The sequence below is a fragment of the Pseudomonas sp. TE3644 genome (genome assembly GCF_056278815.1).
This window is the reverse complement of sequence record NZ_JBWBQF010000001.1, coordinates 6,240,849-6,265,837: the sequence shown is the minus strand read 5'-3', so window position 1 is coordinate 6,265,837 and position 24,989 is coordinate 6,240,849. Positions and strand designations below refer to the sequence as shown.

General features: G+C 62.6%; 26 protein-coding genes. 10 read left to right on the top strand and 16 right to left on the bottom strand.

The features are described from left to right. Nucleotides 1-50: 50 nt before the first annotated feature. The 3 genes from rpoZ to ACZ9GA_RS27805 form a co-directional block, all read right to left on the bottom strand. Nucleotides 51-314, bottom strand: a complete 264-nt coding sequence (rpoZ, locus tag ACZ9GA_RS27815) for a DNA-directed RNA polymerase subunit omega (RefSeq protein WP_003177259.1) — start codon at nucleotides 312-314, stop codon at nucleotides 51-53. Between the two features lie 165 nt (nucleotides 315-479). Further along, nucleotides 480-1,100 carry a guanylate kinase gene (gmk, locus tag ACZ9GA_RS27810; protein WP_457359239.1) on the bottom strand — a complete coding sequence of 207 codons (621 nt, stop codon included), beginning with the start codon at nucleotides 1,098-1,100 and terminating at the stop codon, nucleotides 480-482. A 12-nt stretch (nucleotides 1,101-1,112) separates the two neighbouring features. Further along, the gene (locus tag ACZ9GA_RS27805) at nucleotides 1,113-1,976 is read right to left on the bottom strand and encodes a YicC/YloC family endoribonuclease (protein ID WP_457359241.1); all 864 of its coding nucleotides are present in this window, start codon (nucleotides 1,974-1,976) and stop codon (nucleotides 1,113-1,115) included. A 225-nt stretch (nucleotides 1,977-2,201) separates the two neighbouring features. Between ACZ9GA_RS27805 and rph the strand changes: the two genes are divergently transcribed. Continuing rightward, nucleotides 2,202-2,924: a ribonuclease PH gene (rph, locus tag ACZ9GA_RS27800; protein WP_457359243.1), complete on the top strand. Its 723-nt coding sequence runs from the start codon at nucleotides 2,202-2,204 to the stop codon at nucleotides 2,922-2,924. A 153-nt stretch (nucleotides 2,925-3,077) separates the two neighbouring features. Here the strand turns inward: rph and ACZ9GA_RS27795 are convergent, their stop codons facing one another. Further along, nucleotides 3,078-3,857, bottom strand: coding sequence for an exodeoxyribonuclease III (locus tag ACZ9GA_RS27795; RefSeq protein ID WP_008366828.1), 780 nt, complete (start codon nucleotides 3,855-3,857; stop codon nucleotides 3,078-3,080). A gap of 80 nt (nucleotides 3,858-3,937) precedes the next feature. Between ACZ9GA_RS27795 and pyrE the strand changes: the two genes are divergently transcribed. Both pyrE and ACZ9GA_RS27785 read left to right on the top strand, forming a co-directional pair. Beyond that, a complete protein-coding gene (gene pyrE / locus ACZ9GA_RS27790) occupies nucleotides 3,938-4,579 on the top strand; it encodes an orotate phosphoribosyltransferase (protein WP_457359245.1) in 642 nt (213 codons plus the stop codon). A 13-nt stretch (nucleotides 4,580-4,592) separates the two neighbouring features. Beyond that, complete coding sequence (locus tag ACZ9GA_RS27785) at nucleotides 4,593-5,186, top strand: DUF4124 domain-containing protein (RefSeq protein ID WP_457363634.1); 594 nt, start codon at nucleotides 4,593-4,595, stop codon at nucleotides 5,184-5,186. 113 nt (nucleotides 5,187-5,299) lie between these two features. Here ACZ9GA_RS27785 and argB read toward each other — a convergent pair whose 3' ends face one another. The 4 genes from argB to coaBC form a co-directional block, all read right to left on the bottom strand. Continuing rightward, the gene (gene argB / locus ACZ9GA_RS27780; RefSeq protein ID WP_027980783.1) at nucleotides 5,300-6,205 is read right to left on the bottom strand and encodes an acetylglutamate kinase; all 906 of its coding nucleotides are present in this window, start codon (nucleotides 6,203-6,205) and stop codon (nucleotides 5,300-5,302) included. Nucleotides 6,206-6,226: 21 nt separating this feature from the next. Further along, nucleotides 6,227-7,624 (bottom strand): phosphomannomutase/phosphoglucomutase, encoded by a 1,398-nt coding sequence (algC, locus tag ACZ9GA_RS27775; protein ID WP_457363635.1) that lies wholly within the window; start codon nucleotides 7,622-7,624, stop codon nucleotides 6,227-6,229. A gap of 1,202 nt (nucleotides 7,625-8,826) precedes the next feature. Continuing rightward, on the bottom strand, nucleotides 8,827-9,282 hold the full coding sequence (dut, locus tag ACZ9GA_RS27770) for a dUTP diphosphatase (protein ID WP_027980781.1): 456 nt from the start codon (nucleotides 9,280-9,282) through the stop codon (nucleotides 8,827-8,829). 2 nt (nucleotides 9,283-9,284) lie between these two features. Then, nucleotides 9,285-10,493 carry a bifunctional phosphopantothenoylcysteine decarboxylase/phosphopantothenate--cysteine ligase CoaBC gene (gene coaBC / locus ACZ9GA_RS27765; protein ID WP_027980780.1) on the bottom strand — a complete coding sequence of 403 codons (1,209 nt, stop codon included), beginning with the start codon at nucleotides 10,491-10,493 and terminating at the stop codon, nucleotides 9,285-9,287. Nucleotides 10,494-10,625: 132 nt separating this feature from the next. Here coaBC and radC point away from each other — a divergent pair, with 132 nt between their 5' ends. Further along, nucleotides 10,626-11,300: a RadC family protein gene (radC, locus tag ACZ9GA_RS27760; RefSeq protein ID WP_457359248.1), complete on the top strand. Its 675-nt coding sequence runs from the start codon at nucleotides 10,626-10,628 to the stop codon at nucleotides 11,298-11,300. A 136-nt stretch (nucleotides 11,301-11,436) separates the two neighbouring features. Here the strand turns inward: radC and ACZ9GA_RS27755 are convergent, their stop codons facing one another. The 4 genes from ACZ9GA_RS27755 to ACZ9GA_RS27740 all read right to left on the bottom strand — a co-directional run bounded on the left by ACZ9GA_RS27755 (nucleotide 11,437) and on the right by ACZ9GA_RS27740 (nucleotide 15,959). Then, a complete protein-coding gene (locus tag ACZ9GA_RS27755; protein WP_457359250.1) occupies nucleotides 11,437-11,727 on the bottom strand; it encodes a type II toxin-antitoxin system RelE/ParE family toxin in 291 nt (96 codons plus the stop codon). Then, a complete protein-coding gene (locus tag ACZ9GA_RS27750; RefSeq protein ID WP_457359252.1) occupies nucleotides 11,696-11,953 on the bottom strand; it encodes a CopG family ribbon-helix-helix protein in 258 nt (85 codons plus the stop codon). The genes ACZ9GA_RS27755 and ACZ9GA_RS27750 overlap by 32 nt, the downstream gene beginning before the upstream one ends. A gap of 101 nt (nucleotides 11,954-12,054) precedes the next feature. Then, the gene (locus ACZ9GA_RS27745; protein ID WP_457359254.1) at nucleotides 12,055-14,205 is read right to left on the bottom strand and encodes a methyl-accepting chemotaxis protein; all 2,151 of its coding nucleotides are present in this window, start codon (nucleotides 14,203-14,205) and stop codon (nucleotides 12,055-12,057) included. A 164-nt stretch (nucleotides 14,206-14,369) separates the two neighbouring features. After that, nucleotides 14,370-15,959: an ABC transporter substrate-binding protein gene (locus ACZ9GA_RS27740; RefSeq protein WP_457359256.1), complete on the bottom strand. Its 1,590-nt coding sequence runs from the start codon at nucleotides 15,957-15,959 to the stop codon at nucleotides 14,370-14,372. Nucleotides 15,960-16,332: 373 nt separating this feature from the next. Here ACZ9GA_RS27740 and rpmB point away from each other — a divergent pair, with 373 nt between their 5' ends. Beyond that, nucleotides 16,333-16,569, top strand: coding sequence for a 50S ribosomal protein L28 (rpmB, locus tag ACZ9GA_RS27735; RefSeq protein ID WP_008366806.1), 237 nt, complete (start codon nucleotides 16,333-16,335; stop codon nucleotides 16,567-16,569). Nucleotides 16,570-16,581: 12 nt separating this feature from the next. Beyond that, the gene (gene rpmG, locus ACZ9GA_RS27730; RefSeq protein WP_016772554.1) at nucleotides 16,582-16,737 is read left to right on the top strand and encodes a 50S ribosomal protein L33; all 156 of its coding nucleotides are present in this window, start codon (nucleotides 16,582-16,584) and stop codon (nucleotides 16,735-16,737) included. A gap of 262 nt (nucleotides 16,738-16,999) precedes the next feature. Here the strand turns inward: rpmG and ACZ9GA_RS27725 are convergent, their stop codons facing one another. After that, nucleotides 17,000-17,362 carry a cupin domain-containing protein gene (locus ACZ9GA_RS27725; RefSeq protein ID WP_457359258.1) on the bottom strand — a complete coding sequence of 121 codons (363 nt, stop codon included), beginning with the start codon at nucleotides 17,360-17,362 and terminating at the stop codon, nucleotides 17,000-17,002. Between the two features lie 199 nt (nucleotides 17,363-17,561). Here ACZ9GA_RS27725 and ACZ9GA_RS27720 point away from each other — a divergent pair, with 199 nt between their 5' ends. Both ACZ9GA_RS27720 and ACZ9GA_RS27715 read left to right on the top strand, forming a co-directional pair. Further along, on the top strand, nucleotides 17,562-19,055 hold the full coding sequence (locus ACZ9GA_RS27720) for an aldehyde dehydrogenase (protein ID WP_457359260.1): 1,494 nt from the start codon (nucleotides 17,562-17,564) through the stop codon (nucleotides 19,053-19,055). Between the two features lie 178 nt (nucleotides 19,056-19,233). Further along, nucleotides 19,234-20,370 carry an MFS transporter gene (locus ACZ9GA_RS27715; protein WP_457359261.1) on the top strand — a complete coding sequence of 379 codons (1,137 nt, stop codon included), beginning with the start codon at nucleotides 19,234-19,236 and terminating at the stop codon, nucleotides 20,368-20,370. Between the two features lie 112 nt (nucleotides 20,371-20,482). On the opposite strand, the gene ACZ9GA_RS27710 is transcribed toward ACZ9GA_RS27715, so the two are convergent. Together ACZ9GA_RS27710 and ACZ9GA_RS27705 are read right to left on the bottom strand one after the other, a co-directional pair. Further along, nucleotides 20,483-22,003 carry a phospholipase D family protein gene (locus ACZ9GA_RS27710; RefSeq protein WP_457363636.1) on the bottom strand — a complete coding sequence of 507 codons (1,521 nt, stop codon included), beginning with the start codon at nucleotides 22,001-22,003 and terminating at the stop codon, nucleotides 20,483-20,485. Between the two features lie 88 nt (nucleotides 22,004-22,091). Continuing rightward, nucleotides 22,092-23,525 (bottom strand): aminotransferase-like domain-containing protein, encoded by a 1,434-nt coding sequence (locus ACZ9GA_RS27705; RefSeq protein ID WP_457359263.1) that lies wholly within the window; start codon nucleotides 23,523-23,525, stop codon nucleotides 22,092-22,094. Between the two features lie 170 nt (nucleotides 23,526-23,695). On the opposite strand from ACZ9GA_RS27705, the gene ACZ9GA_RS27700 reads away from it, so the two are divergent. Together ACZ9GA_RS27700 and ACZ9GA_RS27695 are read left to right on the top strand one after the other, a co-directional pair. Beyond that, nucleotides 23,696-23,932: a DUF1127 domain-containing protein gene (locus ACZ9GA_RS27700; RefSeq protein ID WP_457359265.1), complete on the top strand. Its 237-nt coding sequence runs from the start codon at nucleotides 23,696-23,698 to the stop codon at nucleotides 23,930-23,932. A 73-nt stretch (nucleotides 23,933-24,005) separates the two neighbouring features. After that, nucleotides 24,006-24,359 (top strand): YkgJ family cysteine cluster protein, encoded by a 354-nt coding sequence (locus tag ACZ9GA_RS27695; RefSeq protein WP_457359267.1) that lies wholly within the window; start codon nucleotides 24,006-24,008, stop codon nucleotides 24,357-24,359. 107 nt (nucleotides 24,360-24,466) lie between these two features. Here the strand turns inward: ACZ9GA_RS27695 and dadR are convergent, their stop codons facing one another. Beyond that, the gene (dadR, locus tag ACZ9GA_RS27690; protein WP_027980766.1) at nucleotides 24,467-24,955 is read right to left on the bottom strand and encodes a transcriptional regulator DadR; all 489 of its coding nucleotides are present in this window, start codon (nucleotides 24,953-24,955) and stop codon (nucleotides 24,467-24,469) included. Nucleotides 24,956-24,989: the final 34 nt, after the last annotated feature.

The window sequence follows — 24,989 nt, the reverse complement described above, 5'->3', positions numbered from 1 at the left end:
CCTGCCGAAGGCTGTAAACGCGCGCCGTACTACGTCGACCGGGCATAGGCTTAGACGGCCTCGTTGGACTCGTCCTCGAACGCTGCGAACAGCGGTTCGTCTTCGACGATTTCAGCGTTGGCGATGAACTCGTAGCTCATCAGGCCTTCGGCGATTTCGCGCAGGGCCACAACGGTAGGCTTGTCGTTTTCCCACTGGACCAGGGGCTCTTTGCCGCCGGTGGCCAGTTGACGGGCACGCTTGGTAGAGAGCATGACCAGCTCAAAGCGGTTTTCCACGTGTTCTAGGCAGTCTTCAACGGTTACGCGGGCCATGGTCTTCCTCGTAGCAAATGCAATATGCGCGCAGCCCGGATGGGCGAGCGGACTCGATAGTTTAAAAAATCACCAGCCTTAAGGGAAGCGCTGATTTCCAAACAGCCTGTCCAGCCGCTGCGCAGACACCTCAACGGTACCCTATCGCAGCGCGGAAAGCTTCATTTAAGCCAGTAATTGGCCCAATAGTTCGCTGTAACGACCCTGTTGCGACGCTTTGAGCAAGGTGTTGGCGCGGAAAATGGCCTTCAGGTCATCCAGTGCGGTGGCGAAGTCGTCGTTGATCACCAGGTAATCGTATTCGTCGAAGTGGCTCATCTCGCTGACTGCCTCGCGCATGCGCCCATCGATGATTTCGTCGCTGTCCTGGCCACGGTTGGTCAGGCGCTGGCGCAGGGCCTGCTGGGTAGGCGGCAGGATGAAGATGGAGCGTGCAGCCGGCATCAGCTTGCGTACTTGCTGGGCGCCTTGCCAGTCGATCTCCAGGATCAGGTCGTGGCCTTCGTCCAGGGTCTGCTGCAGCGCGCTGCGAGAGGTGCCGTAGCAATTGCCGAACACTTCGGCCTGCTCCAGAAAATCACCGTGCTCGATCATGCGGTGGAACTCGGCGCGATCGACGAAGTGGTAGTTCACGCCGTTCTCTTCACCCGGGCGCATGGCGCGGGTGGTGTGTGATACCGAGAGGCGGATGCTTGGCTGAGCGTCGATCAATGCCTTGACCAGGCTGGTCTTGCCCGCGCCAGACGGAGCGGAAACGATATAAAGGGTGCCGGTGCTGTGGTTCATTCTGCGGTTGCCTTACTCAATATTCTGCACTTGTTCGCGCATCTGCTCGATCAACACTTTCAGGTTGACCGCAGCCTGGGTGCTACGCGGGTCGAAGGCCTTGGAGCCCAGTGTGTTCGCTTCGCGGTTGAGTTCCTGCATCAGGAAATCAAGACGTCGGCCAGCCGCGCCGCCGGTTTTCAAAACGCGCCGTACTTCGGTGACATGGGTGGTGAGGCGGTCCAGCTCCTCGGCCACGTCGCTTTTCTGCGCCAGCAACACCATTTCCTGTTCCAGGCGCTGCGGGTCCAGCTCGGCCTGCATGTCGCTGAAGCGGTCGAGGATCTTCTGGCGCTGCACGGCCAGCATGTGCGGCACCTGGCTGCGCAAGGTCTTGACCTCGTCGGCCATGGCGTCGAGGCGATCGTTGATCAGCTTGGCCAGTTCCGCGCCTTCACGATCGCGGCCGGCCTTGAGTTCCTTGAGCGCATCATTGAACAGGGCAATGGCTTCCTGATTCAGTGCCTGCGGGTCGGCGGCGTCGGCCACCAGCACGCCGGGCCAGCCCAGCACTTCCAGCGGGTTGAGCGCGGCGGGCTGCTTGATCAGGCTGGCCACGGTCTCGGCGGCGGCAACCAGTTGGGCGGCGCGTTCGCGGTCTACCTGCAACGGTTTGCCGCTGCTGACTTCACAGAAGCGCAGGGTACATTCCACCTTGCCGCGCGACAGGCCTTGGCGAAGGGCTTCGCGCACGGCGATTTCCAGATCGCGGAAGGCTTCGGGCAGGCGCAGGTGCGGTTCCAGGTAGCGGTGGTTGACCGACCGCAGTTCCCAGCTGAGAGTCCCTTGGGTGCCCGCCCTTTCGACGCGGGCGAAGGCGGTCATGCTGTGCACCATGGGGAGTACCTCGCAGAAGGGGAGTGAAAGCCGGATGGCTGCAAAGGCGCAGGATTGTAGCGCACCGGTGGGCTGGCGCCCAAACCATTGCTGTTACAGCATGTCGACCGTCTGGCTGAAAAATGTATCCCCTGGGGCCCCACAGCTGAAACTCTAGTCGGGCATTAAATGACCACAGGTCTTATAATGCTCGGCAGTTTTCGTTCCTCAGTACAGGTATCCCAGATGAAACGTCCAAGTGGTCGCGCTGCCGATCAGCTCCGCTCGATCCGCATCACCCGCAACTACACCAAGCACGCCGAAGGGTCTGTACTGGTCGAGTTCGGTGACACCAAGGTTATCTGCACGGTCAGCGTCGAGAATGGCGTGCCGCGCTTCCTGAAGGGTCAGGGCCAGGGCTGGCTGACTGCCGAATACGGCATGCTGCCGCGCGCCACCGGCGAGCGTAACCAGCGTGAAGCCAGCAAGGGCAAGCAGGGCGGTCGTACCCTGGAAATCCAGCGTCTGATCGGCCGCTCGCTGCGCGCTGCCCTGGACATGTCCAAGCTGGGCGATGTGACCCTGTACGTCGACTGCGACGTGATCCAGGCTGACGGCGGTACTCGTACCGCTTCCATCACCGGCGCCATGGTGGCCCTGGTCGACGCGCTGAAAGTGATCAAGAAGCGTGGCGGCCTGAAAGGCGGCGACCCGCTCAAGCACATGATCTCCGCCGTGTCGGTGGGCATGTACCAGGGCGAGCCGGTGCTGGACCTGGACTACCTGGAAGACTCGGCTGCCGAGACCGACCTGAACGTGGTGATGACCAGCGCTGGCGGTTTCATCGAAGTGCAGGGCACCGCCGAAGGCGCCCCGTTCCAGCCAGAAGAGCTGAACGCCATGCTGGCGTTGGCGCAGAAAGGCATGGTTGAGCTGTTCGAACTGCAGAAAGCGGCCTTGGCTGACTGATGCCTCTGCCTCTGTGGGAGCGGGTTCTACCCGCGAAAAGCACACCGCGGTCCGTCAGGCATTACGCGGTGTGGTTTTCGCGGGTAGAACCCGCTCCCACAGGGCATACAAAAAAGCCGACCCCATGGGTCGGCTTTTTTGCGCCTCGACCTTTTAGATGGTCAAGGTCCAGTCATAGTCCACGATGAACGGGGCATGCTGGGAGAAGCGTGGCTGGCGCGGCAGGCGTGCGCTGCGCACGAAGCGCCGCAGGCCCGGGGTCAGCAGCTGATAGTCGAACCGCCAGCCCAGGTTGAGCATCTCGGCCTGTTCGTTATCCGGCCACCAGCTGTACTGGTCGCCTTCGCGGCTGACTTCGCGCAGGGCATCGACATAGCCCATGTTGCCGACAATCTCGTCCATCCAGGCGCGTTCCGGCGCCAGGAAGCCGGGGGATTGCTGGCTGTCGCGCCAGTTCTTGATATCCAGCTTCTGCTGCGCCACATACAGCGAGCCGCAGTAAATGTATTCGCGGCGCTTGCGACGCTGCTTGTCCAGATACTTGCCGAAGTCGTCCATCAACTTGAACTTCTGGTTCAAGTCTTCATCGCCATTCTGGCCCGAAGGCAGCAGCAAAGTGGCGATGCTCAATTTGTCGAAGTCTGCTTGCAGGTAGCGCCCGTAGCGGTCGGCTGTCTCGAAGCCGAGGCCGCTGATTACCGCCTTGGGTTGCAACCGCGAGTAAAGTGCCACGCCACCTTGGGTGGGTACTTCGGCATCGCAGGCATAAAGGAAGTAGCCATCCAGTTGGAAGGCTGGATCGTCCAGTTCAAAGGCGGAGGCACGAGTATCCTGCAGGCAGATGACGTCGGCATTCTGTGCCTGCAGCCAACTGAGCAAACCACGCTCGACTGCGGCATGAATACCATTAACGTTCACACTGATGATCCGCATAAATGGCCCCAAAAATCTCGTGCGTGTATGATACCCGAGCTCAACTCAATTAGCTAAAGCCGTGGTATTCGGGACTTTTTATGCACGCCTATCAACGCGACTTCATTCGTTTTGCCATCGATCGCGGGGTACTGCGTTTCGGTGAGTTCACCCTGAAATCCGGGCGCACCAGTCCTTATTTCTTCAATGCCGGCCTGTTCAACACCGGCACGGCCCTGGCCCAGCTGGGTAAATACTACGCCGCAGCCGTGGTTGAGAGCGGCATCGCTTTCGACGTGCTGTTTGGCCCAGCCTACAAGGGTATCCCGCTGGCAGCCGCCACCGCGGTGCAACTGGCCGAGCACCACAACATCGATATCCCATGGTGCTTCAACCGCAAGGAAGCCAAGGATCACGGCGAAGGTGGCAGCCTGGTTGGTTCGCCGCTGGAAGGCGATATCCTGATCATCGATGACGTGATCACCGCCGGCACCGCCATCCGTGAAGTGATGCAGATCATCACTGCCCAGAAGGCCAAGGCTGCCGGGGTATTGATCGCCCTGAACCGTCAGGAGCGTGGCAACGGCGAGCTGTCGGCCATCCAGGAAGTGGAACGTGACTTCGGTATCCCGGTGGTCAGCATCGTTTCCCTGGACCAGGTACTGGAGTTCCTGGCCGATGACGCCGAGCTCAAGCAGCACCTGCCGGCCGTTCAGGCTTACCGCGCCCAGTACGGTATCTGACTGCGTGACCCTGGTGCGCCGGTGGCTCGCGCCAGGCCTGTTGGCGGCCCTGGCATGCGCGTCGGTGCAGGCTGCAGACGGGCCGCCCATCGTGTTCTATCGCTATGTCGATAGCCATGGGGTGACGGTTCTCGACCGTCAGGGCGTGCCGCCCGAGTACGTGGCCAAGGGTTACGAAGTGCTCAATGCCCAGGGACGAGTGGTGCAAACTGTGCCTCCCGCGCCCACTGCCGATGAGATTCGCCAGCAGCAAGCCGCCAGCGCGCAGGCGGCGGCTGACAGCGAACTGCTGCATCAATACCCCAGCCTGGAAGAACTCGATCGTGCCCGCACCCGCCGCCTGGCGGACGTGGACGGCATGATGGCGCTTGCCCGCGGCAACCTGCAAACATTGCAGGGCCAGCATGACAGCGTGCAGGCGCAGGCGGCGGAGCTTGAGCGTAATGGTCATCCGGTGCCGCAGGAATTGCTGGATCAGCTCAAGGGCATCCAGGGGCAGCGGGCGGACGTGAATGCGCGGATCGTCAACTACCAGGCCATTCGGCAGCAGGTGGATCAGCAATTTGCCCGGGACCGGGCGCGGTTGGCGAAGCTGCTCGAGAATTGAGCGACACCTTGTAGCCGCTGCCGCCAGGCTGCGCTTGCCCTTATGTACGCTGGAAATCTCCAGTGGTAAACAGGGCCAGCGCAGCCTGGCGGCAGCGGCTGCAAGGCGTAGTATCAGTGACGCTTGCGGTTGCTGATCATGGTGCCCATGCCGATGTCGGTGAAGATCTCCAACAGGGTGGCATTTGGCACGCGGCCGTCGATGATGTGCGAGCTGGTCACGCCGCCTTGCACCGCTTCCAGCGCACAGCGAATCTTGGGCAGCATGCCGCCGTAGATGGTGCCGTCGGCGATCAGGGCGTTGACCTGCTCGGTGTTCAGGCCGGTCAACACGTTGCCCTGCTTGTCCATCAGGCCGGCGATGTTGGTCAGCAGCATCAGTTTCTCGGCCTTCAGGGCCTCGGCAACCTTGCCCGCCACCAGGTCGGCATTGATGTTGTACGACTCACCGTCCGGGCCCACGCCGATTGGCGCGATCACGGGGATGAAGTCGCCTTTCACCAGCATGTTCAGCAGGTCGGTGTTGACCCCGACCACTTCGCCCACGTGACCGATATCGATGATTTCGGGCGTGGTCATTTCCGGCGTCTGGCGGGTGACCTGCAGTTTTTTCGCGCGGATCAGCTCCGCGTCCTTGCCGGTCAGGCCGATGGCGCTGCCGCCATGGCGGTTGATCAGGTTGACGATGTCCTTGTTAACCTGGCCGCCGAGGACCATTTCCACCACGTCCATGGTCTGCGCGTCAGTGACGCGCATGCCATCGATGAACTCGCTCTTGATCGACAGGCGATTGAGCAGGTCGCCGATTTGCGGGCCACCGCCGTGCACGACCACCGGGTTGATGCCCACCGCCTTCATCAGCACGATGTCACGGGCAAAGCCGGTCTTGAGCTCTTCGCTCTCCATGGCGTTGCCGCCGTACTTGATCACCAGCGTCTTGCCGACAAAGCGGCGGATGTAGGGCAGCGCTTCGGACAATACCTTGGCGACGTTGGTGGCGGCATCACGTTCGAGGGTCATGCAGGGCTCCAGTGGAACAAATCAGAACGGTAGTTGGAGATCAGGGGCGATTTTTTTCAGCTCTGCGCGGAAAACGTTCTGGATGCGTTCGAGTTCGGCCTGGTCGTCGGCCTCGAAACGCAGCACCAGCACGGGCGTTGTATTGGAGGCGCGTACCAGCCCCCAGCCCTTGGGATAGTCCACCCGCACACCGTCGATGGTGGTCAGGTTGGCTTCGCCCCATTGTGCGTCGCGTTGCAGAGCATCAATGATGCTGAATTTACCCTCGTCGGTCACATGTATATTGATTTCGGGGGTAGAAATATCGTTCGGGAAGGCGGCGAACAGGTCTTCGGCGCTGTCTTTCTCCTGGCTGAGGATCTCCAGCAGGCGCGCAGCGCTGTAAATGCCGTCGTCAAAGCCGAACCAGCGCTCCTTGAAGAAGATGTGCCCGCTCATTTCGCCTGCCAGCAGTGCGCCGCTCAGTTTCATCTTTTTCTTGATCAGCGAGTGACCGGTTTTCCACATGACCGGGCGGCCACCGTAGCCGGTGATCAGCGGGGTCAGGCGACGGGTGCATTTGACGTCGAAGATGATGTCGGCGCCAGGGTTGCGCGACACCACGTCCTTGGCAAACAGCATCAGCAGGCGGTCGGGGAACACCACGCTGCCGGTGTTGGTGACCACGCCCACGCGGTCGCCATCGCCGTCGAAGGCCAGGCCCAGGTCGGCGCCGGTTTCCTTGACCTTGGCGATCAGGTCTTCCAGGTTTTCAAGCTTGCCCGGGTCCGGGTGGTGGTTGGGGAAGTTGCCATCCACGTCGCAGAACAGCGGGATCACTTCACAGCCCAAGGCTTCGATCAACTGCGGGGCGATGACGCCGGCAGCGCCGTTGCCGCAGTCCACGACCACTTTCAGCTTCTTGGCCAGGACGATGTCGTCCTTGATCTGCTTGAAGTAGCGATCCAGGATCTCGACTTTCTCGATGGTGCCCTTGCCGCTGGCCAGGTCGTTGGTCTTGAGACGGTCGTGCAGGGCCTGGATTTGCTCGTTGGCCAGGGTGTCGCCGGCGATGACAATCTTGAAACCGTTGTAGTCGCGCGGGTTATGGCTGCCGGTCAGCATGACCCCGGACTTGCCCGCCAGCACGTTGGCTGCGTAGTACAGCGCGGGGGTAGGCACCAGGCCTACATCGCTGACATGGCAGCCGGTGTCGGCGATGCCCTGGATGAGTTGCTGCACCAGCACCGGGCCGGACAGGCGGCCGTCACGGCCTACCGAAACGTTGGGTTCGCCCTGGGCGAGGCTTTGCGAGCCAATGGCACGGCCAATCCAGTAGGCGGTTTCGGCTGTCAAGGTGTCACCGAAAACCCCACGGATGTCGTAGGCACGGAAAATACTATCGGGAAACTGAGGTGCGACGTGCGCTTGGCTGTTCATAGCGTTGAGTTGCTCCATTCTCAGGGGGTCCTGATCGTCGTCGGGGGCAGCGATATCAAGTATTGCCGGGTTGTCCTTCAACGATCCTTTCGGGCCGAAGGCTGCTTTGTCCAGCAGGTCCACTGTCCATGCTTTACTGCTGGCATTGCCCTGCGGTGTGTCATGGCGGTTGCCCTGCAACGACAGCCTGGCAAGGCTTGCGGCCACGATGTTGAGCTCTGGCAGGCTCAAACTGAAGGCTTTGACGGCTTTTCCGCCCGAGAGTTCTTGGATCAGCTGGGTCAATTGTCGGGCATCGCCGGCTACCTGGGTTCGCAGGCGACGTGCCAGCATGGACAGCGACAGCCAGGCCGTGCCGATCGCGACCAGCAGCGCGAGGGCCCAGAACACCATGCTGCGCCACTGCACGGGGGATTTGAACATGGGGCCGGGGGTGAACGTCAGGGTCCAGCTGTCGATGTCAACGGGGTAGCGCTCGTCCAGCGCAGATGCGCCGCCCTTGAACAGAGTCTGCGTCGGCCCCTGATTGAAGCGCTGTTCCAGCAACACTTCCCCGAAGCCTTCCGGCAGGCTGCCGAACTCGGCGGTCAGCGTGCCCAGGTCGAAGCTCAGCAGCAGCGTGCCCAGCACCGTGGCGCCCGTGGCGTCGTAGACAGGCGCCAGGCTGTAGACCAGCCAGCGCTCGCCGACCTTCTGTGCCTGCAACGCCGGGCGCTTGCCCGACTCCACCTGGCGGATCAGGTCCAGAGTGACGAAGTTGATCGGCGACGGGCGATTACTGTCCAGTGCAGCCTGGCCTTTGCCTGCAGCGTAGGCGTCGACCAGGCCGGGCAGGTAGCTCAACGAAGGCAGCAGGGCGCTTGGGGTGTGCGTGGCCTGAATCACTTCGGGTTGATGCGCGGCGCCGTCGGTCTCGGCCACTACCACGGCGATGTGCTTTTGCAGCACCACCGCCTGGCTGGCGCCCGCCATGCGGGCCATCGAGCGGAATACCGTGTCAGGCGACGGGCTGGGCAGCCCGAAGCCCACCAGCACGGTTGCCACGGCCAGCCCCATCACAGCCACCCACAGGGCGTTGCGGACGTGTGGCGCACTTGTATCAGTAGCGCCGACCTGGCCGCTTGCTGTGAAATCGTTCACCGCGCATCTCCCTTTGACCGTCGGCTGTCTGAGCCGCGCCTCCAGCTGTCAGGCAAGCGTAGTCAATTGCTGCCCGAATGGCCGAATCCACCAGCACCGCGCTGGGTTTCGTCGAATGTATCGACCAATTCGAAGTGCGCTTGAACCACCGGCACCAGAACCAGCTGCGCGATGCGCTCGCCAACGGTGATGGTGAAAGCAGTCTGGCCACGGTTCCAGCACGACACCATCAGTTCGCCCTGGTAGTCAGAGTCGATCAGGCCTACCAGGTTGCCCAGCACGATGCCGTGTTTGTGGCCCAGGCCCGAGCGCGGCAGGATCATCGCCGCCAGGCCCGGGTCGCCGATGTAGATCGACAGGCCGGTGGGGATAAGCAGTGTCTGGCCGGGCTCAAGGACGGTGTCTTCCTTGAGCAGGGCGCGCAGGTCCAGGCCGGCGGAGCCAGGGGTGGCGTACTGGGGCAGCGGGAATTCGTTGCCGATGCGTGGGTCGAGAATCTTGGCTTGCAAAGCGTGCATGGTTAAACCTGGTCTAGCCGTTGGGCGATAAAGGAAACGATCTGGCGGGCAATCTTGCCCTTGCTGGTCTGGGTGAACACCGTGGTGTTGAGCCCGCGGTCAATCAGGCTGACCGCATTTTCCTCGCTGTTGAAGCCGATGCTGGGGTTGGCCACGTCATTGGCGACAATCAGGTCGAGGTTCTTGTCTTTCAATTTGCGTGCCGCGTAATCGAGCAGGTGCTCGGTTTCGGCGGCGAAGCCGACGCTGAAAGGGCGGTCGGGACGCGTGGCAATAGTGGCCAGGATGTCCGGGTTACGCACCATTTGCAGGAGAAGGCCGTCGCCATTTGTAGGGTCTTTCTTCAATTTTTGTGCGGCGACGACCTCGGGGCGATAGTCCGCCACGGCGGCCGAGGCGATGAACACATCGCACGGGATCGCCGCCTCGCAGGCCGCCAGCATGTCGCGGGCACTGACCACGTCGATGCGGCTGACGCGATCGGGCGTGGGCAGGTGCACCGGGCCGCTGATCAGGGTCACGCGGGCGCCGGCTTCCACCGCGGCTTCGGCCAAGGCAAAGCCCATTTTGCCGGAGCTGTGGTTGGTGATGTAGCGCACCGGGTCGATGTTTTCCTGGGTGGGGCCGGCCGTAATCACGACGTGCTTGCCGGTCAGCGCCAGGTGCTGGAAGCAGTCGGCAGCGCACTGGGCAAGCTCGGTGGCTTCCAGCATGCGGCCCAGGCCGATGTCGCCACAGGCCTGGCTGCCGGCGGCGGGGCCGAACACCTTCATCTCGCGGCTCTGCAGCAATTGCAGGTTGGCCTGGGTGGCCGGGTCGCGCCACATGGCCTGGTTCATGGCCGGGGCCAGCGCCACGGTGGCGTCGGTGGCCAGCACCAGGGTGGTCAGCAGGTCATTGGCCAGGCCCTGGGCCAGGCGTGCGATCAGGTCGGCGGTAGCCGGCGCGATCAGCACCAGATCGGCCCACTTGGCCAGCTCGATATGCCCCATGGCCGCTTCGGCGGCAGGGTCCAGCAAGTCCAGGTGCACGGGGTGGCCGGACAACGCCTGCATGGTCAGCGGGGTGATGAACTCGGCGCCGCCGCGGGTCATGACCACGCGCACCTCGGCGCCCTGGTCCAGAAGCCTGCGAACCAGCTCGGCGCTCTTGTAGGCGGCAATGCCGCCGCCTACGCCCAGAACGATGCGTTTTCGATACAGCCGCTGCATAGGCCTGCCTTCAGATCCAGTGATGACGCTCGGTGATGGCACCTCCCCGGGCCGGATCACCGTGCAAAAAAGATGGGCTAAGATAGCACAGCGCCAAGCAGGGAGCAGCGCGCGTACTGGCAAGGAGACGCCATGAGTATTCGAGATTGGCCTGCGGCTGAGCGCCCGCGGGAAAAGTTGTTGAAACAGGGGGCGGCCGCGCTTTCGGACGCCGAATTGCTGGCCATATTCCTGCGTACCGGGGTGGCGGGCAAAAGCGCCGTCGACCTGGCGCGTACCTTGCTCGAAGGCTTCGGCAGCCTGCGAGCGTTACTGGAGGCCGACCAGGCGGCATTTAGCGCCAAGCCAGGCCTTGGGCCCGCCAAGTTTGCCCAGTTGCAGGCAGTGCTGGAGATGTCGCGTCGGCACTTGGCCGAGCGGCTGACACGCGATTCAGCCCTGGAGAGTCCCCGCGCAGTGCGCGACTACCTCAAGGCCATGCTGCGGCACGAGCCCCACGAGGTGTTCGGCTGTCTTTACCTGGATACCAAGCATCGGGTGCTGGCATTCGAAGTGCTGTTTCGCGGCTCTATCGACGGGGCAGCGGTGTATCCCCGGCAGGTGGTGAAGCGGGCCTTGGCCCATAACGCGGCGGCGCTGATTCTGTGCCACAACCATCCTTCGGGTAACCCCGAGCCCAGCCATGCGGACCGGGTGCTGACACAGCGGCTCAAGGAGGCGTTGGCGTTGGTGGAGGTGCGGGTGCTGGACCACTTCATCATTGGCGAGGGGGAGCCGTTGTCGATGGTGGAGTATGGGTGGCTCTGATCCAGACCGTAATGCTGCGGCGCCTGCATCGCGGCCAAGGCCGGCTCCTACGCCGAACACGGTAGGAGCCGGCCGTGGCCGCGATGGGCACTAGGTTATGTAGCCGCTGCCGCAGGCTGCGGCTACGCGCCAGTGGTTACCAGTCTTCTGGGCGTTCTGCGTGCTGATGCAGGATTCGGTAGACCAGTAGAGCAGTCCCCTTAACCGTGTAAACCGCGCGGTAAGGATATTTCGAGAAGATCAGTTCCCTGCAATCGGGGATGTCTGAAGCCCTGCCAAGCTGGGGGAATGCTTCGAGCGTGGCAAGGGCCTCGAGGACGCTGAAAGCGATACCTTCGGCTCGTTCGTTGCCAATCAAGCGGGCGTAGTGTTCGAAGATGCCTTCAAGGTCACTTTCAGCTTTGCTGGTCAATGCGATTTTTGGCACGCGCTTCCCACTTAGCCTTCACGGCATCCAGGTCGGTAAGGTTGCCTGCTTCCGCGTCTGCGATACCCTCGGCTACGGCACGGAAATGCCACGATTCTGCTTCCACGTAGCGAGCCAAGGCGCGTTTAAGGTGGTATTGACGGTCGCGATCAGTTGCCGCAGCCAGCTGGTCGAGCTGGTCGATCAGGTCTGACTCCACGCGGAAGGACAGGACAGGTGAGGCCATGGTAGCACTCCAGAAATGACGCGTATACGTTGTCTACAGTCGACGACGGTAGAGCTAGGTGCTACCAATGTCAACGTTTTGCCGAATATTTCAGCCGAGCGTCAGGCGGCCCCCGCCGTCACCTCAAACTGCCCCACCAACTGCTGCAACTTGCTCGCATTGTGCTTCACCCGCTCGGCACTGTGCTGCAGCACCACCACCGTCTGGCGCATGTCGCCACTGGCCTGGTCGACCTGCTTGATGGTTTGCCCGCAATCCAGGCTCTTCTCGTTGAGCTGCTGGATGATGCCGAACAGGTTCTCCACGGCCTCATGCAAGTGCACGTTCTCAGAGGAGGCGCTTTCGGCCAGGCGCAGGCTTTCGTCGACGTTCTGCACGCCGCCTTCCATAAAGGCCACGGCGTTGCGGGTCTCGGTTTGCAGGCCTTCGACCATGCTGCGGATTTGCCCGGCGGCCTGGGCGGTGCGGCTGGCCAGGGTGCGGACTTCGTCGGCCACCACGGCGAAGCCGCGGCCGTTTTCGCCGGCGCGGGCGGCTTCGATGGCGGCGTTCAGGGCCAGCAGGTTGGTCTGGTTGGTAATGTCGGTGATCAGGCCTGTAAAGGTGCCGATCTCGTTCATGCGTTTGTCCAGTTCCTGCACGCTAGCGGCGGAACGCTGCACCACGTCGCGGATCGACTGGGTGCCGGCTTGTACAGAGGCGAATTGCTCCTGGGCGCGCAGAACCACCTCGTCCATGGCGCGCTTCATCTGTTCGGCGGTCAGCGAGGCTTGCTGGATCTCGCCCAGCTGGCCTTCGACGATGATCATCATGCGGTGGATGGCCTGGGCCACGTCATTGGAGGTCTGGCCGGCCATGCGGCTTTTGCCCAGCATCATCTCGTTGGTCTGGCCCACGGAATGGGAGGCGGCGATCACCTGGCCCACCACGGCGTCCAGGTTGTCGATGAAGCTGTTGATCCAGCGGCCCATGTCGCCAGTCTCGTCGTTGGCCAACTGGCTGGTGTCCAGGCGCTGGCGCAGGTTGCCTTCGCCCTCGGCAATGGTGCGGATCACGTCGGTCATGGCTTCCAGGCGTGCGGCCAGGCGTCTGGGGCCGATGGCGCTGAACAGCCAGGCGGCCAGCAGGATGCTGCCTGCCTGGATCAGATCGATGAAGGTTTGGTCCAGGCCGCTGTAGTGCTGCACGCCGAAGTTGCAGGCAAACAGGCCCGCCATGGTTGCCAGGTAGGGCTTCATCAGGCCGTGGGTCAGCGAACGGCGGCGGTACACCTCTTCCAAGTCGGCTTCGCACATCATGCCCCAGCGGTCTGGCGAGCCGGGCAATTGGAAGGTCACGCCTTTGCCTACCACGGGGATGTGGCGGTAGTCGGAGTAGCCGGGGTAGGTGACGAACAGGTTGCTACCGGTGCGCATGGTTTCGCGGATGCCGGGGTGCAGTTGGCCGGTGGCCGGGTCGGTGAAGCGCAGTTCGAGCTCGGTGTGGCGCTGGATGCGCACAGTGCCGAAGGCGGTGTTCACGCCGCTTTTCAGGTTGTCGCCGCCGGTGAAGGTGTCGTCCTCGAAGCGTGAGCGCGACAGGGCCGTGCCAGGCGCCACGGAGGGGTCGAACTGGGAGCGCACCATGAACAGGTAGTTATCGCCCGATTCGGGGAAGATGTGCCCGGCTTCGCGCTGGATCAGGTCGCCCAGCACGTCGTTGGGCACGCGGCCACACAGGCAGCCCAGGACTTTGCCGTCATGCTTGAGCGGCTGATAGAACATCAGCGTGACCTGGTCATGGAAGCGCGAGGTCGACGGGCCGATCTGCACGGTCAGGGGATCGACATAGGGGCCGTGGAGAAACGGTGCCTTCAGACCTTCCTTGAGCGCCGCAGGGTTGACCGCACGATTTCCCGTGTGGCCGGTGAAGGTGCTGGCCTGCAGCGCGCCATCAACGCCAATCACGAACAGCTCCGAGAAGGACGGTGCCTGGCGCAGCTTTTCGCTCAGCAAGGTGGCGTCGAGGCCGCCCGATTCGCGAGCCAGCAGCGCGGCCAGTTCGCCCAGGTGCTGCCATTGCTCCTGCGCCCAGTGCTGCAGCAGCTTCACGCGGGTGTCGGCGATGGCTTCGAAGGTTTTTTCCAGGGTGGGGCCGGCAGCCTTGTTCCAGTGGCAGGCCCAGCGCATGGCCAGTTTGCCGGTCTTGCCGAACCAGGGGAGCCAGCGGCGCTCGGCGGAAGAGAGCTGCATCGAATCACTGCGCAGGGACATGGCCATTCCTTACAACTACTACTTAGGTGGCTAAGTAGTAGCAATATGCCTGCCATGTCGTTTTCCGGCCAATCGACGGCGTTTGCAGAATATCAGCGGTTTTGTTTTGCCCCTGAAACGTGCAGGGCCGCATTGCGGCCCTGGTTTGGTGCGCCAGGTCCGTCTTATGGACCGACAGTGACCTTGGCGAAGTCCTGACGGCCGAACGGGCTGACCTCGTAGCCTTTGACGTCCTTGCGCGCCAGCACGGCAGCGGTCGGATGCGCCAACGGCACCCACAGTGCCTGCTCCTGAATTTGCTGTTGTGCCTGCAGGTACAGGCGGCTGCGAACGCCCTGGTCGCCGGTGGTCTTGCCGGCGGTAATCAGCTTGTCCAGTGCCGGGTCGCAGTAGCGGGCGAAGTTGGTGCCTGACTGCACGGCCGCGCAGGAAAACTGCGGGGTCAGGAAGTTGTCCGGGTCACCGTTGTCGCCGGCCCAGCCCATGAACAGCAGGTCGTGCTCGCCAGCCTTGGCGCGGCGGATCAGCTCGCCCCACTCGATCACACGGATATCGGCCTTGATGCCAACCTTGCCCAGGTCTGCCTGCAGCATTTGCGCGCCCAGGCTGGGGTTGGGGTTGAGCAGGCTGCCCGATGGTCGCGTCCAGATGGTGGTGCTGAAGCCATCCTTCAGGCCGGCCTTGGCCAGCAGGTCGCGGGCCTTGGCGGGGTCATAGGCGTAGCCGGGCAAGTCCTTGGCGTAGCTCCAGGAGTTGGGCGGGTAGGGGCCCTTGGCGGCCACGGCGGAGTCTTCGAACACGGCCTTGAGGTAGTTGGCCTTGTCGAAGGCCAGGTTGATGGCTTGGCGCACCTGCGGCTTGTCCAGCGGTGGGTGCTGGCTGTTGATGGCCACGAAGGCGGTCATGAACGCCGGGGTCTTGATCACCTGCAAGGCGCTGTCGCTGCTGGCTGCGCTGATGTCCAGCGGCTTGGGCGACAGGGTGATCTGGCACTCGTTGCGCTTGAGTTTCTGCAGGCGCACGGTGGGGTCGCCGGTGATGGCGAAAATCAGCGGGTCAACCGACGGCTTGCCACGGAAGTAATTGGGGTTGGCGCGGTAGCGCACCACGGCATCCTTCTGGAAGCGGCCAAAGATAAACGGGCCGGTGCCGATGGGCTGGCTGTTGAATTTGTCCTGGGCATTGGCGCGCAGCAACTGGTCGGCGTACTCGGAGGAGTAGATCGAGGCGAAGCCCATGGTCAGCGTGGCCAGGAAGGTCGAATCCGGATGGTTCAAGGTGAAGCGCACGGTCAGCGGGTCCACCGCGTCGACTTTCTTGATCAGGTCAGGCAACTGCATCGACTGGGCGTGCGGGAAGCCGCTCTGGGCGATCTTGTGCCAGGGGTTGCCGTCATCGAGCATGCGCTGAAAGCTGAACACCACGTCTTCGGCGCTGAGGTCGCGGGTGGGGGTGAAATACTCGGTCTTGTGGAATTTGACGCCGGGGTGCAGCTTGAACTCGTAGGTCAGGCCGTCGGTGGACAGGGTCCAGCTGTCGGCCAGGCTCGGCACGACCTTGCCCTGGGCGGTATCGTAGTCCACCAGGCGGTTCATCAGCACGTCGGCCGAGGCGTTGGTGGTGGTCAGCGAGTTGTACTGCACCACGTCGAAACCTTCGGGGCTGGCTTCGGTGCACACGGTCAGCGGTGCGGCATAGGCCAGCAACGGGCTGAAAAGGGGAGCGAGCAGCAGCGGCAAAGTCGCTAGGCGCATGGTGATTTCCTTGGCTGATTGATGGCCCATCTGCCAGTGCAGTCTGGAGAAAGTTCCTACCCTAGAGATCTCTGACGCCGTTGACCATCCAAATTTTCATCGGCGGCGCGACGAGCGGTTGACCGCCAACGCGCCCTGTAACGGCGGCCTTTGCGCTCTGCGGCGGCCCTGGATGGAAAATTGAAAGTGCGGTCAGAGTTGTTGCACGCAGGTCTTTCTGGTATAAAGCAGCGCTCTTTTCTAGGGGCCCAGAACCTTCGCCTGCGTGCGGAGCTGGTAAGACCCCTGAAGAAACGCGGCGCCTGGCGCCAAGACTGAGAGATAAGCGGCCAACCCATGCCGGGTTGGGCATGTGGTTTTAGAGGGCTGAGGCATGTCGAGAGTATGTCAAGTTACCGGTAAGGGTCCGGTGACTGGGAATAACATTTCCCACGCAAACAACAAAACCCGTCGTCGTTTCCTGCCGAACCTGCAGCATCACCGCTTCTGGGTCGAGTCCGAGAAGCGTTTCGTGCGTCTGCGCGTATCCGCCAAAGGCATGCGTATCATCGACAAGCGTGGCATTGATGTCGTGCTGGCCGAAATCCGCGCTGCTGGCGCCAAGGTCTAAGGGAGCTAAATCATGCGTGAATTGATTCGTTTGATTTCGAGTGCCGGTACTGGTCATTTCTACACTACCGACAAGAACAAGCGTACTACCCCGGACAAAATCGAGATCAAGAAATATGATCCGGTTGTTCGCAAGCACGTGATGTACAAAGAAGGCAAAATCAAGTAATTGATTTTCGCCCGAAAAAAAAGGCCCGCATCTTACGATGCGGGCCTTTTTTTTGGGGTTTGGATTTGCGGTGTCTGGTTCCCGGGCAGAGCCCGGTCCTACACCGTTCGGGCCATGCGCGTCAGTGATGCAAAGCGGTCCGCCTTTGGCGGCACAGCAGGACAATCGGTAGAGCCACCAGTGGCTGATCGCTTTGCCTCTCTGACACCACTGCCGCGAACGGTGTAGGACCGGGCTCTGCCCGGGAACCAGACGCCGCAAATCAAACCTTCTGTTCAAACATCACATAGATCTTGCGGCACGCTTCCAGCACCTCCCAGGTACCGCGAAACCCTGCCGGGATAACAAAACGGTCCCCAGCGCGCAAGGTCTTGGCATTGCCATCCAGATCACGCAATACCGACACGCCCTGCACGATCTCGCAGTACTCATGCTCGGTATAGTTGACGGTCCACTGGCCTACCTGGCCTTCCCACACACCCGCGCCAAACTGCTCACAAGGGCTTGAATAGTGGTGGTGAACCTTTTGCTCGGGGTCGCCCTTGAGAATTTTTTCCGCGGCGGGACGGTAGTGGTCGGCCGGCGTGGTGGCCAGTGCAAAATCGACGATGCTTTCGATGCTCATGGGCGAATCCTCCTCGGTTGTCCAATAAAACAAACATGACACGGCTTTTTATGGTTTGTTGTCAAATATATTGAAAATCTGGGCCCGACTGGTTTAGGGTGGCGGATGCCGTGAGTCGTTTTTTTGACCCGGCCCTATTCGGATGCGTGCGCGATTATCCTGCGCGTGCGCTGCAAATCAATAAGAGGAGGGGATACGTATGACCACTTTGACTCGTGCGGACTGGGAACAACGTGCCCGGGATTTGAAGATTGAAGGCCGTGCATTCATCAACGGTGAATACACTGCTGCCGCTTCCGGCGCCACGTTCGAGTGCCTGAGCCCGGTCGACGGTCGCCTCCTGGCGCAGGTTGCCAGCTGTGACCTGGCTGACGCCCAGCGCGCCGTGGAAAACGCGCGCAGCACCTTCAACAGCGGCGTGTGGTCGCGCCTGGCCCCGGCCAAGCGCAAGTCCACCATGATCCGCTTTGCCGGCCTGCTCAAGCAGAATGCGCAGGAACTGGCGCTGCTGGAAACCCTGGACATGGGCAAGCCGATCAGCGACTCGCTGAGCATCGACGTGGCTGGCGCTGCCAACGCCCTGTCGTGGAGCGGCGAGGCCATCGACAAGATCTACGACGAAGTCGCGGCCACTCCGCATGACCAACTGGGCCTGGTAACCCGCGAGCCAGTGGGCGTGGTAGCCGCCATCGTGCCGTGGAACTTCCCGTTGATGATGGCCTGCTGGAAACTGGGCCCGGCGCTGTCCACCGGTAACTCGGTGATCCTCAAGCCGTCGGAAAAATCGCCACTGACCGCCATCCGCATCGCCGAACTGGCGATCGAAGCCGGTATTCCGAAAGGCGTGTTCAACGTACTGCCTGGCTACGGCCACACCGTGGGCAAGGCCCTGGCCCTGCACATGGACGTGGACACCCTGGTGTTCACCGGTTCGACCAAGATCGCCAAGCAACTGATGATCTACGCCGGTGAGTCGAACATGAAGCGCGTGTGGCTGGAAGCCGGCGGCAAAAGCCCGAACATCGTGTTCGCCGATGCCCCGGACCTGAAAGCTGCTGCTGAATCGGCTGCCAGCGCCATCGCCTTCAACCAGGGCGAAGTGTGCACCGCCGGCTCGCGCCTGCTGGTTGAGCGTTCCATCAAGGACCAGTTCCTGCCGATGGTGCTTGAAGCACTGAAAGCCTGGAAGCCGGGCAACCCGCTGGACCCGGCAACCACCGTGGGCGCCCTGGTGGACACCCAGCAGATGAACACCGTGCTGTCCTACATCGAAGCGGGCCACACTGACGGCGCCAAGCTGCTGGTGGGCGGCAAGCGCATCCTGGAAGAAACCGGCGGCACTTACGTTGAGCCGACCATTTTCGACGGCGTGAACAACGCCATGCGCATTGCCCAGGAAGAGATCTTCGGGCCAGTGCTGTCGGTGATTGCCTTCGACACCGTCGAAGAAGCCATCAACATCGCCAACGACACCCCGTACGGCCTGGCCGCTGCGGTATGGACCTCGGACATCTCCAAAGGCCACCTGACCGCCAAGGCACTGCGTGCCGGTAGCGTGTGGGTGAACCAGTACGACGGTGGTGACATGACCGCTCCGTTCGGTGGCTTCAAGCAGTCGGGTAACGGCCGCGACAAGTCGCTGCACGCGTTCGACAAGTACACCGAACTGAAGGCGACCTGGATCAAGCTGTAAAAGCCCTGTAGCCGCTGCCGCCAGGCTGCGCTGGCCCGAGTGAACCCTGGAGATCCCCAGTGGGTTGCACGGCCAGCGCAGCCTTCGGCAGCGGCTACTTGATCCTCGACACAGCCGGGCCTTCCCCAGGGAAGTCCCGGCTGTGTCGTCTTGGCAGTTATCCACAGGAGCGTGGGAGATGCGTTGGGGTACCTATTTCGCCGTGCTGAGCGCCGTGTTGAGCGTAGGCCTGGCGTTGGGCGTGAGCATGCCGTTGGTGTCGCTGCGGCTCGAGGGGTGGGGCTACGGCAGCTTTGCCATCGGCGTGATGGCTGCGATGCCGGCGATTGGCGTATTGGCCGGAGCGGGCCTGGCCAGCCGCCTGGCGGCGCGCTTCGGCACGCCGGGTTTGATGCGTCTGTGCCTGTGGGGCGGTGCGCTGTCCCTTGGTCTGCTGGCGCTGTTGCCCAGCTACGTAGTGTGGCTGGCGCTGCGACTGGTGATCGGCATGGTGCTGACCATCGTATTCATCCTGGGCGAAAGCTGGATCAATCAGATTGTCGTGGAGCAGTGGCGCGGCCGCCTGGTGGCGCTGTATGGCAGCAGCTATGCGCTGAGCCAGCTGTGTGGGCCGCTGTTGCTCGGCGTGCTGGGCACTGAACAGGATTACGGTTTCTGGGTGGGCGTGGGCCTGCTGGTGGTGTCGCCCTTGCTGCTGTTGGGTCGCAGCGGCGCGCCCAGTGCCGAGGCGTGCGGGGTCACCTTGCGCGACTTGGCGGGGTTCTGCCAGCGGCTGCCGGTGATTGCCTGGGCGATCTCGTTGTTCGCTGCCTTTGAGGCCATGATCCTGACGTTGTTGCCGGTGTACTGCCTGCAGCAGGGCTTCACTGCGCAGGTTGCCTTGTTCATGGTCAGCACCGTGGTGGTGGGCGATGCGGTGTTGCAATTGCCTATTGGCGCACTGGCTGACCGCATGTCGCGGCGCACGCTGTTTTTTGGCTGCGCGCTGGCGTTGATGCTGTCGAGCCTGGCCATTCCGCTGCTGATCGAGACCGTGGCCATCTGGCCGCTGTGGGTGATTTTCGGTGCCAGTGCCGGGGGCTTGTTTACCCTGTCCCTGGTGTTGATCGGTGAACGCTATCGGGATGATGCGCTGGTGCGTGCCAACGCGCATGTGGCGCAGCTGTGGGGCATCGGCTGCCTGATCGGCCCGCTGCTGGCCGGGGCGGGTAGCCAGTGGGTGAGTGGGCATGCGTTGCCGTTGCTGATGGCGGCGGGGGCGTTCGGGTTGGTGCTGCTGGCGCGCAAGCCCCATGCGCTGGAGCTGCCTGCCTGAAGATGCCCGAATCCCGTAGCCGCTGCCGCAGGCTGCGCTGGCCCTAAGCCTCGCTGGAGATGTCCAGTGCGCTCAGGGGCCAGCGCAGCCTGGCGGCAGCGGCTACAGGGCGTCAGAGCATCTTCTCCAGGCCGATGGCCTTGCTCATCCACGCGTTGAACCTGCGCCACAAATCCCCTGGCTCGGTGGTCAGGGTATGCAGGTGGTGATTGTCCTCGGTCACCCACACCACCTTGCCGTCCTGCAGCACCGCCTGGTAGCTGAGCGCCGGTGACATGCCCTGCAACGCCAACTCACGGGTGCGTTCAGCCAGCTCAGGGCTGTTCACCAATACGCCCACTTCGGTGTTCCACAGCACCGAGCGGGCATCGAAATTGAACGAGCCGATGAACACCCGCTGACGGTCGAAGATCATCGCCTTGCTGTGCAGGCTGGAATCCGAGCTGCCTTGAAAACCCAGCAACTTGCGCTTGGGCAGCTCGCCCGGTTGCCGGCGCAGTTCGTACAGCTTCACGCCGTGCTCCAGCAAGGCCTTGCGATAGGGCGCATAGCCGCCGTGCACGGCTGGTACGTCGGTGGCTTCCAGCGAGTTGGTCAACAGCCGCACCGACACGCCGGCGTCAGCGCGCCCGGTCAGGTACAGCAGGCCCGGTTCCCGCGGTACGAAGTAGGCGGAAATCAGCATCAACTCCTGATGCACATCAGCCAACTGCGGTGCCAATTGTGTGGTCAGCAGCAAATGCGGGTCGGGTTCGTCGCGCGCCAGCACCTTGCTGGGGGCGTCCCACAGCACCTGGCTGTCCGCCCAGATCAGCTCGTTGCGCCAGGTCGCCATTTGCGGTGCGAGGCGGTAGGACATCAGCCGCTGATACAGGGCAGGGCGGTGCTCGCGGGCATCGGCCAGCCAATCCTCCAGGCGGGCGCGGGTCTTGACCAGGTCCTTGGCCGAGGGCTGGAAATACAGGAACTCACCGATCGGCCGGCTCAGGGCGCTGTTCCAGTACTGATCAAAGCTATGCCCCAGATTCACGGCGGCAGGCCCGACGCTGAGCAGGTCGATGTCAGTGAAATTGAGGTTGGGTTCGGCGTCGAAATACTCGTCCCCCAGATTGCGCCCGCCGACGATGGCCATGCTGTTGTCGGCGATCCACAGCTTGTTGTGCATGCGCCGATGCTGGCGCGACAGGTTGAACAGCCGGCCCATGGCCCGCGTGACACCCGTTTCGCGGCCCAGGTGCAGCGGGTTGAACAGGCGGATCTGAATGTTGGGGTGCTCGGCCAGGGTGGCGATGATGTCGTCCAGGCCGTCGCTGGTGGTGTCGTCCAGCAGGATGCGGATGCGCACGCCGCGGTCGGCTGCCTTGAGCAGCTCGTGCACCAGGGCGCGGGTGCTGAGGCCGTCGTGGACGATGTAGTACTGCAGGTCCAGGCTCTTCTGCGCGTTGCGGATCAGTTCGGCACGCGCACGAAAAGCTTCAGGGCCGTTGGGCAACAGGCGAAAGCCCGACTGCCCGCCGTGGTCGGCTACCTGGGCCTGTACCGAGCGGCCGAACGCCGACTGGTCGGTGGCCAGCGCCTGGCTGGGTTCTCGGTGGCTGACGCCGGTGGCGCAACCGGCCAGCAGGGTGAGCATCAGCAGTGGCAACAGCCAGTGGTTTCGCAACTCGGGGATCCTTCAAGGCAGAGCAGGCGTGGCTATGACTCCGGCATGCGGGTAAAAGTCATTCAGTCTCGTCATCCATTTCTGCAATCAAGCGCTTGGCCGTTTCCCCGACCTTGCGTACCGCAGCTTCGATCTCGACGGTGGCGCGCGCGGCGAAATTCATCCGCAGGCAGTTCCGGTATTTACCCGAGGCAGAAAAGATACTGCCCACGGCGATCTGCACATCTTGTTCCAGTAAAGCTCGGTTCAGGCGCAGCGTATCGAAACTTTCCGGCAACTCCACCCATAGCATGAAGCCCCCCTGGGGGCGGCTGGCGCGGGTGCCTTCGGGGAAGTAGCGGCTGACCCAGTCGATCATCAGGTCGCGCGAGCGCTGGTACTGGCTGCGCATGCGCCGCAGGTGCGGCTCGTAATGGCCTTCCTTGATGAAATCGGCGATGGCCAGTTGTGGCTGCGTGGCGGTGCAGCCGGTGCTGATGTACTTCATGTGCAGCACCCGTTCCAGGTAGCGCCCGGGCGCTACCCAGCCGATGCGCAGGCCGGGGGCCAGGGACTTGGAAAACGAGCTGCACAGCAGCACCCGGCCGTCCTCGTCGAACGATTTGATGGTGCGCGGGCGCGGGTAGGTGTAGGCCAGGTCCCCGTATACATCATCTTCGATGATCGCCACGTCGTAGCGCTGGGCCAGGGTCAGCAGGGCGCGTTTGCGCGCTTCGGGCATCACGTAGCCCAGCGGGTTGTTGCAGTTGGGGGTCAGCTGGATGATCTTGATCGGCCACTGCTCCAACGCCAGCTCCAGGGCTTCCAGGCTGATGCCGGTGATGGGGTCGGTGGGGATTTCCAGCGCCTTCATGCCCAGGCCCTTGAGCGTCTGCATGGCGCCGAAGAAGCTGGGCGAGTCGACGGCAACGATGTCACCGGGCTCGCAGACCGCGCGGATGCTGGCCGACAGCGCTTCGTGGCAGCCGGTGGTGATCACCAGGTCGCTGGCCTGCAATTGGCAGCCGGAGTCGACCAGCAGGCGTGCTACCTGTTCGCGCAGGGCTTCGGAGCCGTAGACGGTGTCGTAGTACAGGCCGGGCAGGTCCGAGCGCCGCGCCAGTTGCGCCAGGCTGCGCAGCAGCGGCTTGAGCGTCGGGCTGCTGACGTCGGGCATGCCGCGGCCCAACTGCACGATGTCTTTGCGCGGGGCCGTGCGTACCAGTTCCACCACCTGGTCCCATTGGGAAATTTCCACTGGGCGTTGGGCTGGGCGGCCTACGGCAGGCAGCGCTGGCAACTGGCGTGCGCTGGACACGAAGTAGCCGGACTTGGGCCGTGGCGCGGCCAGGCCATTGTCTTCCAGCACCCGGTAGGCCTGCTGCACGGTGCTCAGGCTCACGCCATGCTCGGCGCTGAGGGCGCGCACGGACGGCAGGCGGTCGCCGGGGCGGTAGAAACCCTGCTCGATGCGCGCGCCCAGCAGTTCGGCGAGGTTCACATACAGGGTCATGGCGTACTCCAGGTGCAGTATGGGGACCATACAGATAGCGAAAAAATACGCCATTCAGACGAGGTTTCGCTAGATCTGTATGGAAAATATAGCTGATTTTTGAATCTGTAATGAAATCTGTATCGGGCGGATCATGACCCCGTGCCCAACCACCACCGAGGATCACGGTCATGAACGGCTTTAGCGATGTGCGTCTGCTGCTGCGTAGCCAGGAACTCCAGGCATTGGATGCCGAGGGACGGCGAGTACGTTCGGCCCCCAACGGCCTGGGTTTCTGGGGCCTGATGTGGCACCGCCTGACCACGCGCAAGGCCTTGCTGGAACTGGACGCGGATCAGTTGCGCGACATCGGCCTGAGCGCCCATGAGGCGCGGGAGGAGGGTATCAAGCCGTTCTGGCGGCAGTGAAGGACCGGCGGGGGTATCGGTCGGCGGGGGCGGGCAGGCAAAATGTCGGCTCGCGTCGACAGGTACCGTCCCAATGAGCTGCAACCGCCACAAGATCCTTTTCCTGCGTGAGCAGATCCCATCGTTCGAGTGTGTACCGGGTTGCCACGATTGCTGCGGGCCGGTGACCACCTCATCCGAAGAGATGGCCCGCCTGCCGCGCAAGACGGCGGCCGAGCAGGAAGCGGCGCTGGCGGAACTGAACTGTGTGCACCTGGGGCCCAATGGCTGCACGGTGTATGACGAGCGGCCGCTGATTTGCCGGTTGTTCGGCACCACCGAGCGGTTGCCGTGCCCGAATGGGGCGCGGCCGGTGGAGTTGATTCATCCGTTGGCCGAGAAGGCGGTGCATACCTTCATTGCCAGTACTCGGCAGGTGTTGGTCTGATCGTCTGTAGCCGCTGCCGCCAGGCTGCGCTCGCCCTAAGCCCCACTAGAGATAATCGGTGAAAGTAAGGGCCAGCGCAGCCTGGCGGCAGCGGCTACAGGTCAGCTTCAATCCGGGATCGGCAGGCTTAAGCTCTCCTTCACCTCTTCCATCACGATATAGCTCTTGGACTCGCGCACATGCGGCAGCTTGAGCAGGATATCGCCCAGCAGCTTGCGGTACGACGCCATCTCGGAAATCCGCGCTTTCACCAGGTAGTCGAAGTCCCCCGACACCAAATGGCATTCCAGCACATGCGGCAGCTTTAGCACTGCGCGGCGGAACTCTTCGAAGGTATCGCCCGACTTGTAGTCCAGGCTGATCTCCACGAACACCAGCAGGCTGCCCTTCAGGTGCTGCGGGTTGAGCCGGGCGTTGTAGCCCATGATGATCCCTTCGCGCTCCAGGCGGCGCACCCGCTCCGTACAGGGGGTGGTCGACAGGCCGACTTTTTCGCCCAGCTCAGTGAAGGAAATACGCCCGTCGGCCTGCAGGATCCGCAGGATATTGCGGTCGATCTTGTCGAGCTCGCGTTTGCTCTGATGCTGGGTGCGCATAGGCGATGCCCCTCCGTAAAAGGCGTTTTTGCCG